Source organism: Pseudogemmobacter blasticus (assembly GCF_003071405.1).
Lineage (GTDB): Bacteria > Pseudomonadota > Alphaproteobacteria > Rhodobacterales > Rhodobacteraceae > Pseudogemmobacter > Pseudogemmobacter blasticus.
Window position 1 is genome coordinate 1,655,322 of record NZ_CP020470.1, and the last position, 14,100, is coordinate 1,669,421.

A 14,100-nucleotide genomic window follows, 5' to 3' on the forward strand; every position below is an offset into this window, starting at 1 on the left:
CAGGGGAAAAGCACACATGGCACTTGCCTCCGAGGCACCCAAGGAAGGCTTCCGCCTTTCAATGCTCATCTACGACACCCGGTTTCGGTCGATCACCATTCAGGTGGTCGTGCTGATCCTGTTCCTGCTGATGGTGGGATGGTTGCTGGACAACACGATCCAGAACCTTGCCGCCAAGGGCAAGGACATCAACTTCGGCTTCCTCTGGGTTCGTGCCGGGTATGACATCGAACAACAGTTGATCCCCTATACCAATGACAGCACCCACGGGCGCGCGGTCATCATCGGGTTGCTGAACACCCTGCTCGTGGCCTTCATCGGCTGCGTTCTGGCCACCGTGATCGGCATCTTCGTCGGGGTTCTCCGGCTGTCGCACAACTGGCTGATCAGCCGCCTGATGACGGTCTATGTCGAAGCCTTCCGCAACGTGCCCCTGCTGCTGTGGATCATCCTGGTCTTTGTTGTCACCTCGGAAACCCAGCCCGCGCCCAATGATTTCAAGGTGACGCAGGCCATGGTGGACAGTTGGCAGACCGAGGACACCTCGGATGACATCTACCCCGCCGCCCAGAAGATGCTGTTCGGCACGGTCGCCCTGACCAACCGCGGGTCTTATGTCGCCACGCCGATGCTGGATCGCCCGCTTGGCGGCACCCAGATCGGCAGCGTGCCGATCAATTACTCGGTTCTGGCGACGCTGGCGGTGATCATCGGTTCGGTGCTGGCCAACCGCGCGCTGCTGCGCCGCGCAAAAGCCATTCAGGAAGACACCGGCGACCGCCCAACTACCTGGTGGCAATCGCTGCTGATCCTGTTCGCGCCCACCATCCTGCTGCTGGTGGCAATGGGCTTCCACCTGCAACTGCCGGCCTTTGCCGCCGATGAGAACGGCGTGTCCAAGGGCTTCAACTTCCAGGGCGGCATCCTGGTGCAGCACAGCTTTACCGCGCTCACGCTGGCCCTTGCCCTGTATACCGGCGCCTTCATCGCCGAAATCGTCCGCGCCGGGATCATGGCCATCAGCCGCGGCCAATCCGAGGCCGCCTTTGCCCTGGGCCTGCGCCCGGGCCGCACGATGAACCTGATCATCCTGCCGCAGGCGCTGCGGGTGATCATCCCGCCGCTGATCAGCCAGTATCTGAACCTGACCAAGAACACCTCGCTGGGCATCGCGGTCAGCTACCTTGACCTGCGCGGCACCCTGGGCGGTATCACGCTGAACCAGACCGGGCGAGAGTTGGAGTGCATGTTGCTGATGATGCTCATCTACCTGACGATCAGCCTGCTGATCTCGGCGCTGATGAACGTCTACAACAATGCCGTGAAGCTGAAGGAGCGCTGAGATGTCCGATAGCTTCATCCGAACCGAAATGCTGCCGCCGCAGGAACCGCCGCTGCGCGAATCCGGCGTGGTGAAATGGCTGCGCGAGAATCTGTTCTCGGGTCCGCTGAACACCGTCCTTACCCTACTGGGCCTTTATGTCGTCGTCTCGCTGGTCTGGATGGCCTTTCCGTGGTGGTGGCATGGCGTCTGGAACGCCACCAGCCTGTCCGAATGCCGGGCGATCGTCGCCTCGGAAGGGGCCACCGACGGCGCTTGCTGGGCGGTGATCAAGGCCCGCTGGCACCAGTATATCTTCGGCTTCTACCCGCAAGACCTGTACTGGCGCCCGGTGCTGGCCTGCGGCCTGCTGTTCGTGGCCCTGTCGCCGGTTCTTTACTGGAACGACCGCAAGGCCGCGATCATGACCGGCATCACCGGCGTGCTGGCCGCGCTGGCGATGATGGCGCTGTCCACCCCGATCCTGGTGGAAATCGTGACCATCGTTCTGATGGCAGCCCTGTTCGCCGTGGCCTGGTTCCGGCCCAAGCTGCTGATCTGGGTCACGCTGGCCTATCCCTTCGCCGCCCTGTTCCTGCTGTGGGGGGGCCAGGTCTGGACCTACCTCTCGGCCATCCTGGCGGTTGTGGTGGGCATCGGCTTCGGCCTGCTCTACGGCAAGCTGCGCAGCGCCGGCCCGAACACCCTTTATGCCGCCATCGTGGCCATCGGCGGGGCCATCGTGGCCGCAACGCTGATCGGCTATATCGACACGATCAGCACCGGCTTCCTGAAAACCCTGTCCTCGGCCAACAGCTTCTATCCCGGTCTGGGCGAAAACGCGGGCCTGCTGGGCAAGTCGCTTGGTGCGCTTGTGTCCGCCGTGATCTGGGTGGTCGCCATGCTGGTCTGGGCCCTGATCGCCGTGATGCGTGTGGTCAGCGGTGTGCTGGACCTGAACCTGTCGATGGTCGCCGACTTCCCCTTCGCCTCGCTCCTTAGTCTGGGCGGGGTGCTGGCCGCCATCGGGATCTTCAACGCCGCCCGCAGCCGCGCCGCCGGGATCGGCATCCTTGGCGGGCTGCTGGCCATCGGGGCCTATGGGATGTTCGTCCACCCCTGGCTGGTGAAAACCATGACCGGCATCGCCCCGGTCGGCCTGGCCTCGGTCAACTCTGACCAGTTCGGCGGCTTTCTTCTGGCCATCGTGATCGGCGTCACCGCCATCACCGCCTCGCTGCCGCTGGGCATCCTGCTGGCGCTTGGCCGCCGGTCGGACATGTTCCTGGTGAAACGGCTCTCGGTCGGCTTCATCGAGTTCATCCGCGGCGTTCCGCTGATCACGCTGCTGTTCACCGCCTCGCTGCTGCTGGCCTACTTCCTGCCGCCGGGCACCAACTTCGACCTGATCCTGCGCGTGATCATCCTCGCCTCGCTGTTCTCGGCCGCCTATCTGGCCGAGGTCATCCGCGGCGGTCTGGCCGCCCTGCCCCGCGGCCAGTATGAGGCTGCCGATGCGCTGGGGCTGGATTACTGGCAGGCGCAGCGGCTGATCATCATGCCGCAGGCCCTGAAGATCTCGATCCCGGGGATCGTGTCCACCTTCATCGGCCTGTTCAAGGACACCACGCTGGTCTCCTTCATCGGCCTGCTTGATCCGCTGCGCGGCGTCACCCAGTCCGTCCGGGCCGACATCAACTGGAAGGGCATCTACTGGGAGCCCTACATCTTTGTCGGCGTCATCTTCTTCCTCATCTGCTTCGGCATGTCGCGCTACTCGATGTATCTCGAGCGCAAGCTGAAGACCGACCACCGTTAATGGAGAGTACCCCCATGGCCGAAGCGCAAAAGCAGATGAAGATCTCGGATGAGGTCGCCATCGAAATCCGCGGCATGAACAAGTGGTACGGTCAGTTCCACGTTCTGCGCGACATAAACATGACGGTGCAGAAGGGCGAACGGATCGTGATCTGCGGACCGTCCGGATCGGGCAAGTCAACGCTGATCCGCTGCATCAACCGGCTGGAGGAACACCAGTCCGGCCAGATCGTGGTGGACGGCACCGAACTGACCTCGGACCTGAAGAACATCGACAAGGTCCGCTCGGAAGTCGGGATGGTGTTCCAGCACTTCAACCTGTTCCCGCATCTGACCATTCTGGAAAACTGCACCCTCGCGCCGATCTGGGTCCGCAAGATCCCGAAGCGCGAGGCGGAAGAGACCGCGATGCACTTCCTGCGCAAGGTCAAGATCCCTGAACAGGCACACAAGTATCCGGGCCAGCTTTCGGGCGGTCAGCAGCAGCGGGTGGCAATTGCGCGCTCGCTGTGCATGAAGCCGCGGATCATGCTGTTTGACGAACCCACCTCGGCACTTGACCCCGAGATGATCAAGGAAGTGCTCGACACCATGATCGCGCTGGCCGAGGAAGGCATGACCATGCTTTGCGTGACCCACGAAATGGGCTTTGCCCAGGCCGTGGCGAACCGGGTGATCTTCATGGACCAGGGCCAGATCGTCGAACAGAACGCCCCGAAAGAGTTCTTCTCGAACCCGCAAAGCGAACGGACCAAACTGTTCCTGTCGCAGATTCTGGGGCACTGAACCACGGGCACCTATTCGAATGGCCCGCCTGTTCAGGTGGATAGCCCGTGCAATCCTACTGGCCGTCGCCCTGCTGGCGGCGGCCATTCTGATATTCGTGCTGGCGCCGCGCTTCTGGCTTCATGAGTTCCCGTTCATGGGGGAAACCTTCACACCGGAAAAATGGACCGAGGCCGGAAGTTGCGAGGGTCTGACTGACTACCAGTGTGTCATGAAGGAGAGCGATTGTCCGCGCGGCCCAATGGTGCGCAGCCTGCTGCGGCGGCATCTGAAAGCAGGTACAACGCTTGAAGCGGTCGTCGACCTTCTTGGTCCCGCTGGGCACCCAGAAAAGGACGCGTCGGGGTGCATGAACTGGTCGCTTGGCATGTGCAGCGGCCTAGGGATTGACTACGATTCCCTGTTCGTCTGCTTTGACGAAACAGATCATCTTATCAAAGCGGGACACGTCCAGCACTGATCCCTTGGTCTGGGTTCATCAGTCAGACAACCCTCACGCATCAATCTCGCGCGGGACCACGAAGTCGACCGGCACGCCCTGCCCGAAGCCGACATCCGCCCAACTGTCGATGGCAAAGTCCACCACCAGCGTCGCCCCGGTCGGATAGCGGGTGAAGTCGTGGCTGGGCGGGGTCTTCGACACCAGCCGATGCGCGAATTCCGCGATGCCCGGATTGTGGCCGATCATCATCACCGTATCGGCCTTGCCATGGCGCAGCACGGCCATCATCACATCCGGCCCGGCATGATAAAGCGCGGGCTTCAGTTCCAGCACCGGCGTCCCGGGCAGCGCGGGGGCGATGCCGGAAAATGTCTTGCGGGTGCGCAGGGCATCCGAACACAGCACCTCTTCCGGCACATAGCCGCGGCTGGCCAGCCATTGCCCCAGATCGGCGGCCGCCGCCTTGCCGCGTTCGTTCAGGGGCCGGTCATGGTCGGCCATGGTGGGATCATCCCAGCTTGATTTTGCGTGCCGGGTCAGGATCAGGCGCTTCATCGGTGGAACTGCCTCATATGATAGGCGGACTGTTCCGGCATCCTTGCATAGGTAGCCGAGACCGGGCAAGCGCGCCGCACAAGACAGCCCCCGGTCAGACAGTCGGCCCCGCCCGTATCCAGCCAGCCATGGCAGGCGGGCAGGTCATAGCCCGCGGCCCCCAGTGCCCCGGCAGGGCAGGCCGTCCGGCAGGGGGCGGCACAGGTTTCACAGGGCTGCGCCACCGGCGGCGGCACCGCCACCTCGTCACGCAGCGCCAGCGCGCCACGGATGCTCACCAGCATCCCCTGCGAGGCATGGATCAGCAACCGCACCGGGCTGGGCCAGCAGCGCCCCGTGCGCAGCGCCCAAGCGTAGAACGGGTGGTAGGGTGGCCCGCCAAAGGGGAACAGCGCCTTGGCCCCCAGATCGCAGGCCAGCCGCCCCACAACCCGGCGCGACCAGCGGTCCACCGGATCGGGCGATCCGTCCCATTCCGTCTGGGCCTGCAAATGCGGCCAGAACCCCGGCTCGCGCGGGCCCAGCAGCAGCACCGTCCGCGTGCCCGGGGGGAAACCCTCTTCCCCCTCGGCCACGGCAAAGCCGCCAAGCACCTCAAGAAACTCCGCCAAAAGGCGGGCGTCCAGTTCGGCCGGGGTCACCGCTTCACATGCGGCGTGACGCGCGGCGCGGTCGCGCGGATCTGGCTGCCCGCGCCATGGTCGGTGAACAGTTCCACCAGACAGGCGTTCGGGATGCGCCCATCCAGAATCGTCACCGCGCGGGTGCCCTGTTCAATGGCCATCAGCGCGGTTTCCGTCTTGGGAATCATCCCGCCGGAAATCACCCCGTCCGCCGTCATCTGGCGAATCTCGTCCGGCGTGATCTGCGTCATCACCTGACCGCTGGCGTCCTTGACCCCCGGCACATCGGTCAGCAGCAGCAGGCGGTCGGCCTGCAAGGCGCCGGCAATGGCCCCGGCCGCCGTGTCGCCGTTCACGTTGAAGGTCTCGTTGTCCTTCATGCCCGTCGCCACCGGCGCCACCACCGGAATGATCCCGGCGTTGTACAGGTCGCGCAGCACCTGCACGTTCATCTCGACCGGACGGCCGACAAAGCCCAGTTCGGGATCGTCGGCCTCACACACCATCAGGTCGTCGTCCTTGCCGGAAATGCCCACGGCCCGGCCGCCGGCATCCATGATCGCCTGCACGATCCGCTTGTTCACCAGACCTGACAGAATCATCTCGACCACCTGCACGGTGGCCTTGTCCGTTACCCGCTTGCCACGGACAAATTCCGACTTGATGCCCAGTTTGCCCAGCATGTCATTGATCATCGGGCCGCCGCCATGCACCACCACCGGATGCACGCCCACCTGCCGCATCAGCACGATGTCGCGGGCGAATTCGGCCATGGCGGCATCATCGCCCATGGCATTGCCGCCGAACTTGACCACCACCACCGCACCGGAAAACCGCTGCAGATAGGGAAGGGCTTCGGACAACATCTTGGCGGTGGCTTGGGCGTCTTGCATGGTCAGGGTCTGCTGCTTCATCAGGGCCTCCGGGCACTGGCGCCGCATAAGACTTTTCATCCCTTCTGCCAAGCAGGGATTGCCTTTGCCGCGCCGCAGCCTAGGGTTCAGCGCAATCCTGAGGAGTGCGCCGAATGACCGAAACCAAGACCCTGCTGCTGACCGGCGCCTCGCGCGGGATCGGCCACGCAACCGTCAAGCGGTTCGAACGCGAGGGCTGGCGCATCCTGACCTGTTCGCGCCAGCCCTTCGATGACCGCTGCCCCTGGCCCGGCGGCCGCGAGGCGCATGTGCAACTGGACCTGGCCTCGCCCGACGCAACCATCGCCGCGATCGAGGAAATCCGCTCGCGGATCGACGGCAAGCTGCACGCGCTGGTCAACAACGCCGGGATTTCGCCGAAAGGGCCGGGCGGCAGCCGGCTGAACACGCTGGACACCGACCTGCGGACCTGGGGACAGGTGTTCCATGTCAACTTCTTTGCCCCCATCATTCTGGCGCGCGGGCTGATGAACGAACTCTCGGCCGCCAAGGGCGCCATCGTGAACGTCACCTCAATTGCCGGCAGCCGGGTTCACCCCTTTGCCGGGGCGGCCTATTCCACCTCAAAGGCGGCGCTGGCGGCGCTGACGCGGGAAATGGCGCATGACTTCGGCCCGCTGGGGGTGCGCGTCAACGCCATTGCCCCGGGCGAGATCGACACCGCGATCCTGTCGCCCGGAACCGACAAGATCGTGGAAAAGCTGCCCATGCAGCGGCTTGGCAAGACCTCGGAAGTGGCCGATGCGATCTGGTTCCTGTGTTCGGACCAATCGACCTATATCTCGGGCGCCGAGCTTGAGGTGAACGGCGCCCAGCACGTCTAGGCCGGGTCCAGCGGCGTCATGTCGTCATGGTCGGGCACGGTATAGCGCTCGATCATGCGATGGACGCGGGGGAAGCCGGGGCCGCGGTGCAGCTCCATCAGCCGGTCGAAATTGGTGGCATCCGTCGCGGTGCGGCGCTGGTTGTGGCGCAGGTAATCGGTCCAGTTCGCCACATGGTAGCTTTCGACCCAGATGTCGGGGTTTTCCAGATCGCGCATCAGCACCCATTGCCGGGCGCCATCCCGCCGGCGGAAGCGGCGGCGTTCGGCCATCAGGCCCAGGAAGGCCTCGGTCTTGTCGGTGGGAATATCCCAGTCCACCATCACCATGATCGGCCCGGATCGGGGCTTCAGCTTCAGCCGCAACGCCGGGGCGTTGAAGCGGTTGGCCGGGTCAAGGTTCGCTTCCGACAGGGCCGGCATCGGCAGGAAGAACCCGATGGCCCCGCCAAGCGCCAGAAAGGCCGCAGCGGAATACAGCGCGGTGGGAATCGTCGTCGTCTCGGCCAGATGGCCCCAGATCCAGGCCCCCAGTGCCATGCCGCCAAAGGCCAGCGACTGGTAGATCGCCAGCGCCCGCCCCACCACCCAGCGTGGCGTGGCAAGCTGGGTCGAGACGTTGAAGTTCGACAGCGCCAGCACCCAGGCCGCGCCGCACAGCATCAGCCCCGGCACGGCGGCCAGGATGCTGTTGGCCAGCGCCAGCACCGTGGTTCCCGCGGCGAAGGCGGCGAAAGACCCGGCCACGATGGTTTCCAGCCGGAACAGCCGCCGGATGGTTGAGCTGGCAAAGGCCCCGCCAATGGCCCCAAGGCCAAAGATGCCCAGCATCAGGCCGAAACTGGTGGCCCCGCCGCCAAGCTGATCGCGCGTGACCAGCGGCAGCAGCGCCATCACCGCCACGGCACCAAACCCGAACAGGAAGCCCCGCCCCATCACCAGCACCAGATTGGGCGAATAGGTGACATAGCGCAGCCCGGCCCACATCGCGCTGCCCAGCCGTTCGGCCGGCAGGTTCCGCTCCTCGACCGGCGATTTCCAGCGTGCCAGCGCATAGATCACCGCCAGATAGCTGACCGCGTTCAGCGCGAAGGCCGCCGCCGGCCCGGCCGAGGCCACGATCAGCCCGCCAAGCGCCGGCCCCACCGACCGCATCAGGTTGAAGCTGACCGAATTCAGCGTCACCGCGGCAGGCAGGTCTTCGCGCGGCACCAGATCGCGCATCGACGCCTGCCACGCCGGCAGGTGCAGCGCCGCGCCCAGCCCGATCAGGAAGGTAAAGGCCAGCAGGCTCCATGGTCCCAGCAGATCGGCCCAGGCGGCCAGCGCCAGCAGGGTGGAAACCGCACACATGAAAACCTGCGCCAGAAGCATCACCCGGCGGCGGTCGAAATTGTCGGCCACGGCGCCGGACGCCACCGCCAGAACCATGATCGGCAGCGTGGTCGAGGCCTGCACCAGCGCGACCATCCGTTCGGAATCGGTCAGTTCGGCCATCTGCCAGGCCGCGCCAACCCCCTGCACCAGCGAGCCAAGGTTCGATGCCAGCGTGGCCGTCCAGATCAGACGGAAACTCGGGTGCGACAGGGGCGCAAGGGCGGAACGCGGTTCGGGCGACATGGAAGACATGGGCAACCTTTCAGGCCCCCTTTGTGGCGCAGGTCGCGCCGCCTTTCCAGCCCGGTTGACGCCGGGCCACCTATTGCAGCGTGGCGACCAGCGCGCGCAGGGTCTCGATCCCCTCGCCCTTTTCGGAACTTGTGACCACGATCTCGGGATAGGCGGCCGGGTGCTTTTGCAGCGCCTGCATCACCTGGGCAATGTTCGCCTCGCGCGTGGCACGGTTCACCTTGTCGGCCTTGGTCATTACCACCTGGAAGGTCACCGCCGCGCGGTCCAGCATCGACAGGATCTCCTCGTCCACCTCCTTGACGCCATGCCGCGTGTCGATCAGCACGAAGGCACGGCGCAGGGTCTGGCGGCCTTGCAGATATTGCTTCAGCAGCGCCTGCCACTTGGCAACGATGGCCACCGGCGCCTCGGCATAGCCATAGCCGGGCAGGTCAACCAGGTAACGGCTGTCGCCCAGGGCGAAATAGTTGATCTCCTGCGTCCGCCCCGGCGTGTTCGATGCACGGGCCAGGTTCTTGCGCCCGGTCAGCGCATTGATCAGGCTGGATTTGCCCACGTTCGACCGGCCGGCAAAGCAGACCTCCAGCCGGTCAGCCGGCGGCAGGCCCGACATGGCGACCACGCCCTTGACGAAATCGACCGGGCCGGCGAACAGCAGCCGCCCGGCCTCGCGGGCCTCGTCCTCGGGTTCGGGGGCAAGCGAAAAGGCAAGGGTCATGGCAAAAGCTCCACCCGGTCATCGCGGGCAATGGGGCCGGGGTCGATGACCACGGCGAAAACTCCGAAATCCTGCGCGCCAACCACCTGCCGCAGCGCGGCCAGCGTATCGGCATCAACGCGGCCGGTGGCGGGGTTCACGGTCGTGGCCTTGCAGCGCCCCACCCGTTCGCGCACCTCAAGCACGGCACCGCCAATGCGCAGCTGGCGGCCGATCCAGTCGAACTCGGCCCAGGCGGGCACACCGTCCAGCCAGAGGTTGCCACGCCAGCGATGGATCGACAGATCCACCCCCATATGCGCCGCCAGCGCCGCGTTCGAGGCAAGGTTCTTGATCGAGACGCTGGCAAAGGGCGTGTCGGTCATCGCCGCATCGGGCGCCCGCACCAGCGCGACCGGGCGGAACTGGTCTTGCGGGCTGATCGGCGCGATCCAGTCGATCAGACGCGCGCCTTCCGTCTCGGGGCGAAAGGTCAGGGGCGGAAGCTCCGGGTGGGTCAGCGACATCACGCCCGACAGCGGATCGAACCGCGCCTCGATGGCCATCAGGCTGGCCGTGCGCGCGCCCCGCTGGAAGTTGCCGCAGGACACCCAGGCCGGCGCCGCGCTATCAAACTTCGACACCGCATGTGCCACGGCCCAGTGCCTGTCCCATGGCAGCGCCGCCCCCGCCGAAAGCACAACGGACGCGAGTTCCTCGCGTCCGTGAGCCTTGATCGGGTGGCGGAAGATATACGCCAGTCGCCCTGTCATTTCTTCCGTCCGCCGCCCTTGGGCGGAGATTTCGCCACCGGCTTCGGCGTTGCCTCTTTCGGGGCCGGCTTGGCGTCGGCCTTGGCCGGCGCGGGTGTCACGGTGGCCACCGCCACCGCCTCTTTCTTGCGGAAGCCTGACTTGATGTTGCCGAACAGGTCAGGCTTGTGGCCGTGGCTGCGCATGATCAGGTATTGCTGGGTGAAGGTGATCAGGTTGTTGGTGATCCAGTAGACCACCAGACCGCTGGCGAAGCCGCCCAGCATGAACATGAACACCCAGGGCATCCAGGCAAAGATCTGCTGCTGCACCGGATCGGCGGGCGCCGGGTTCAGCTTCTGTTGCAGCCACATGGTGATGCCCAGCAGGATGGGCAGCACACCGATGAAGATCGTCGCCATCAGCGTGCCCGGCGTGGGCGAAGCCCAGGGCAGCAGGCCGAACAGGTTGTAGATGGATGAGGTGTCGGGCGCCGACAGGTCACGAAGCCAGCCAAAGAACGCCGCGTGGCGCAGTTCGATGGTGACGAAGATCACCTTGTACAGGCTGAAGAAGATCGGGATCTGGATCAGGATCGGCAGACAGCCCGCCGCCGGGTTTACCTTCTTGTCCTTGTAAAGCTGCAGCGTTTCGCGCTGCAACCGCTGCTTGTCGTCACCGGCGCGCAGCTTGATCGCCTCCATCTCGGGCTGAAGTTCCTTCATCCGCGCCATCGAGACATAGGACTTGTAGGCCAGCGGCAGCACGATCAGCTTCAGCACGAAGGTCAGCGCGATGATGGCCAGACCCATGTTGCCGATCAGCCCGTGCAGCCAGTGCAGCACCTGGAAGATCGGCTTGGTCAGGAAATAGAACCAGCCCCAGTCGATGGAGTCGATGAACCCGGGAATACCGGCCTCATTCTGATAGGCGCGGATCACTTCCCATTCCTTGGCGCCCGCGAACAGGCGGGTGCTGTTGGTGATGCTTTCGCCCGGCGCCACGCTCACGGCGGGCTGGCGCACCTCGGCCTGGTAGATGTCGGATTGCGCGACGTGCTTGGTCACCTGGGTGAAGGGCTTGCCCTGTTCCGGCACCAGGATCGTCATCCAGTAATGGTCGGTAAAGCCGATCCAGCCGTCGCCCGTCGATTCCACGATCTCGGTCGCGGCAGCCTCGGCCGGGTTGGCGTCCAGCTTGACCACGTCCTTGTAGCGGGTCTCTTCCAAGGTGCCATCGGTGCGGCGCACCGCGCCTTCGTGGATGACAAAGAAGTTCTGCATCTTCGGCAGGCCGTGGCGGGCAACAATGCCATAGGGCGACAGTTGCGCCGGCGCGGCGCCGGTGTTCTTCACCGTGTCGGTCACGGTGAAGAGATAGTTTTCATCCACCTGGAATTCGCGCAGGAAGGTCAGGCCCTTGCCATTGTCCCATGACAGGGTGACCGGCTGGCCGGGTGCCAGCGTCGTGCCCTTGGCGATGGTCCATTCGGTGCGGGCATCGGGCACCTCTCCGGCGGCAAGGCCCGAAACAGGCAGCCAGCCGAACACGGCATAATAGGGATGCTCTTCCCCGACCGGCGACAGAAGCCGCACGATGGGCGAGCCCGGGTCCAGCGTCTCGGGGTATTTCTTCAGCAGCAGATCGTCGATCCGCGCGCCCTTCATCGAGATCGAGCCCTGCAGTTCGGGCGTGTCGATGCTCAGCCGGGGCGATTCCGGCACGGCGGTCGCCACATCGGCGCCAGCCGCAGCGGCGGCAGGGGCCCCCGGCACCGCCGGCGTTGCAGCGCTGCCTTCAGGGGCGGTCTTTGTGGCCGTGGCCGGATCGGGCGCAACCACCGGCTCGGGCGGCGGGAACAGCACGAACCAGACCATGATGACCAGAAAGCTGAGCACCGTGGCGAGGATCAGATTCTTGTTGTTGTTGTCGCCCATCTGGACACCGCCAAGCGTGAAGGAAGGATCGGCGCTGTTCAACAGAAGGGGGCGGCAAAGGTCAAGCGGTTTCGCCCCTCATCGGCGGGGCACAATCGCGCAGCGGGGCGATTTCCGGCCCGAATCCGCGGGAAATCCGGCCTTGCAGCCCCTAGCCACCCGCCATCCCCCCGCCCTGCAATCCGATCCGCGGCAGGCGGTCCTGCCGGTTCCGATGCCGGGCGATCCAGTCGGTCGCCTCGTCCAGCGGCATGGGCCGGGCCAAGCCAAAGCCCTGCACATGGCCGCAGCCCAGTTGCGACAGCATCGCATGTTCTCCTGCCGTCTCAACCCCTTCGGCCAGCGTCTGAAGGTCCAGCCGGTCGGCCAGCGAGACAATGGCCGAAACCATCCGCTGCTGATCGCGGTCCTGATCGACACGGGTCACGAAGCTGCGGTCGATCTTCAGCCGGCGCACGGCAAAGCGGCGCAGCGTCGAAAGGGCCGCATTGCCGGTGCCGAAATCATCAAGGTCGATGCCGCAGCCCAGCCGGGCAAGCTGGGCGATATTGGACACGATCATGTCATTGTCGGTCCGCGCCACCACCGTTTCCAGGATTTCAATCGTCAGCCGCTCGGGCGGCAGGTCGAACCGATCCAGCTCCCACCGGATGCGGTCGGGAAGGCGCGGGTTGCGCAGTTCCTCTGCCGAGAAGTTGACCGAGACCGAAGGCACCCGCAGACCGGCCCTGTCCCAGCCAACCAGCGCGGTCAGCGCCTGGAACAGCATCACCTCGCCCAGCCGTTCGCCAAGATCGTTGCCTTCCAGCGCGGGCAGGAAATCGGCAGGGCAAAGGCAGCCGCGTTCGGGGTGATGCCAGCGGGCAAGCGCCTCAACCCCCGAGATTTCGCCGGTGTCGGTGCAGATCTGCGGCTGGAAATGCGGGCGGATCTGGCCCGTCTCAAGCGCGGTTTCCAGATCGTCGCGCAGCGCATCGCGCGCGGCCCTTCCCTGCGCCATATCGGCGGACCAGGCCCGGATTCCGCCCGGCCCATGGCGAAACGCCTCCTCGGCGGCGGTCTGGGCCGCATCCAGCAGCGCCTTGCCGTTCGGCTCCGGGGACCGGCCCCCCGGGCAGAACCCGATAGAGGCGCTGATGTGAACCTGCACGCCCCCCAGCGAAACCGGCGTGGTGATGGCGGCCTGCAACCGCGCGCTCATCTGCACCAGCGTTTCCAGATCCAGCCGCCGCACCGGCGCCAGCACCACGGCAATGGCAGATCCCTGCAACGCGGCGACCAGATCGCCCGTGCGCAGGGCGCCGCGGATACGGTCGGTGGTGCGCGCCACCACCTCGGCCTGGGCGGCGCGACCGTGCCGGTCAAGCAGCGTGTCAAGATCGTCGAACTGAATCACCAGACAGGCCGTTGTGCGGCCCGACTGGCCGATCCGGGGCAGGATACGGTCCATCGCCGCGATGGCCTGGCTGACGGATGTGGTGCCGTCACCGTCGTCCTGCGGGGGCGGGCGTCCGGTAAGGGCGGGGCCGCCGATCGCAAACAGCAGCGGCAGACCAAGCGCCAGCGCCAGAAGCACGGATTCGCCGCCCAGCCAGAACCCGGCCAGCGTCATGGCCGGCACGAACACCACCAGTTCCGGGCGGCGCACCCAGGTGAACGCCCGAAGCACCCGTTGCGCGGCCTGCGGGAACCGCAGATTCGACATCTGGCCGTCCTTTCCCCTGACGCGCGCGCCACCGGGGCACCCGCAATCCGGGCCAGTAAGACCAAAAGGGTTGA

Annotated in this window: 12 protein-coding genes and 1 pseudogene; 5 read left to right on the plus strand and 8 right to left on the minus strand. The window is 65.4% G+C overall.

The genetic code is table 11. The features are described from left to right. Nucleotides 1-16: 16 nt before the first annotated feature. The 4 genes and pseudogenes from B6K69_RS08090 (at nucleotide 17) to B6K69_RS08105 (ending at nucleotide 4,385) form a co-directional block, all read left to right on the plus strand. The gene (locus B6K69_RS08090) at nucleotides 17-1,342 is read left to right on the plus strand and encodes an amino acid ABC transporter permease (RefSeq protein ID WP_107673900.1); all 1,326 of its coding nucleotides are present in this window, start codon (nucleotides 17-19) and stop codon (nucleotides 1,340-1,342) included. Between the two features lie 1,144 nt (nucleotides 1,343-2,486). Further along, a pseudogene (locus B6K69_RS18625) lies at nucleotides 2,487-3,140 on the plus strand (amino acid ABC transporter permease); the annotation flags it as partial. 14 nt (nucleotides 3,141-3,154) lie between these two features. Further along, the gene (locus B6K69_RS08100) at nucleotides 3,155-3,925 is read left to right on the plus strand and encodes an amino acid ABC transporter ATP-binding protein (protein WP_164681913.1); all 771 of its coding nucleotides are present in this window, start codon (nucleotides 3,155-3,157) and stop codon (nucleotides 3,923-3,925) included. Nucleotides 3,926-3,944: 19 nt separating this feature from the next. Further along, the gene (locus B6K69_RS08105) at nucleotides 3,945-4,385 is read left to right on the plus strand and encodes a hypothetical protein (protein WP_108643427.1); all 441 of its coding nucleotides are present in this window, start codon (nucleotides 3,945-3,947) and stop codon (nucleotides 4,383-4,385) included. A gap of 33 nt (nucleotides 4,386-4,418) precedes the next feature. Here the strand turns inward: B6K69_RS08105 and B6K69_RS08110 are convergent, their stop codons facing one another. From B6K69_RS08110 to argB, 3 genes are read right to left on the minus strand one after another with little or no spacing between them, the layout of a single operon-like run. After that, nucleotides 4,419-4,922 (minus strand): SixA phosphatase family protein, encoded by a 504-nt coding sequence (locus B6K69_RS08110; RefSeq protein WP_107673903.1) that lies wholly within the window; start codon nucleotides 4,920-4,922, stop codon nucleotides 4,419-4,421. Continuing rightward, nucleotides 4,919-5,563, minus strand: a complete 645-nt coding sequence (locus B6K69_RS08115; protein ID WP_108643428.1) for a ferredoxin — start codon at nucleotides 5,561-5,563, stop codon at nucleotides 4,919-4,921. The genes B6K69_RS08110 and B6K69_RS08115 overlap by 4 nt, the downstream gene beginning before the upstream one ends. Next, the gene (gene argB, locus B6K69_RS08120; RefSeq protein ID WP_107673988.1) at nucleotides 5,560-6,438 is read right to left on the minus strand and encodes an acetylglutamate kinase; all 879 of its coding nucleotides are present in this window, start codon (nucleotides 6,436-6,438) and stop codon (nucleotides 5,560-5,562) included. The genes B6K69_RS08115 and argB overlap by 4 nt, the downstream gene beginning before the upstream one ends. Nucleotides 6,439-6,572: 134 nt before the next feature. On the opposite strand from argB, the gene B6K69_RS08125 reads away from it, so the two are divergent. Continuing rightward, nucleotides 6,573-7,304 (plus strand): SDR family NAD(P)-dependent oxidoreductase, encoded by a 732-nt coding sequence (locus B6K69_RS08125; RefSeq protein WP_108643429.1) that lies wholly within the window; start codon nucleotides 6,573-6,575, stop codon nucleotides 7,302-7,304. Here B6K69_RS08125 and B6K69_RS08130 read toward each other — a convergent pair. The 5 genes from B6K69_RS08130 to B6K69_RS08150 all read right to left on the minus strand — a co-directional run bounded on the left by B6K69_RS08130 (nucleotide 7,301) and on the right by B6K69_RS08150 (nucleotide 14,026). Then, nucleotides 7,301-8,923: an MFS transporter gene (locus B6K69_RS08130; RefSeq protein WP_108643430.1), complete on the minus strand. Its 1,623-nt coding sequence runs from the start codon at nucleotides 8,921-8,923 to the stop codon at nucleotides 7,301-7,303. The two genes, B6K69_RS08125 and B6K69_RS08130, sit on opposite strands and share 4 nt — an antisense overlap. Nucleotides 8,924-9,002: 79 nt before the next feature. Continuing rightward, nucleotides 9,003-9,653: a ribosome biogenesis GTP-binding protein YihA/YsxC gene (gene yihA / locus B6K69_RS08135; RefSeq protein WP_107673907.1), complete on the minus strand. Its 651-nt coding sequence runs from the start codon at nucleotides 9,651-9,653 to the stop codon at nucleotides 9,003-9,005. Beyond that, nucleotides 9,650-10,405, minus strand: a complete 756-nt coding sequence (locus B6K69_RS08140) for an MOSC domain-containing protein (protein ID WP_108643431.1) — start codon at nucleotides 10,403-10,405, stop codon at nucleotides 9,650-9,652. The genes yihA and B6K69_RS08140 overlap by 4 nt, the downstream gene beginning before the upstream one ends. Beyond that, complete coding sequence (gene yidC / locus B6K69_RS08145) at nucleotides 10,402-12,321, minus strand: membrane protein insertase YidC (protein ID WP_108644844.1); 1,920 nt, start codon at nucleotides 12,319-12,321, stop codon at nucleotides 10,402-10,404. The genes B6K69_RS08140 and yidC overlap by 4 nt, the downstream gene beginning before the upstream one ends. Before the next feature lie 151 nt (nucleotides 12,322-12,472). After that, on the minus strand, nucleotides 12,473-14,026 hold the full coding sequence (locus B6K69_RS08150; protein WP_108643432.1) for a putative bifunctional diguanylate cyclase/phosphodiesterase: 1,554 nt from the start codon (nucleotides 14,024-14,026) through the stop codon (nucleotides 12,473-12,475). Between the last annotated feature and the right edge of the window lie 74 nt (nucleotides 14,027-14,100).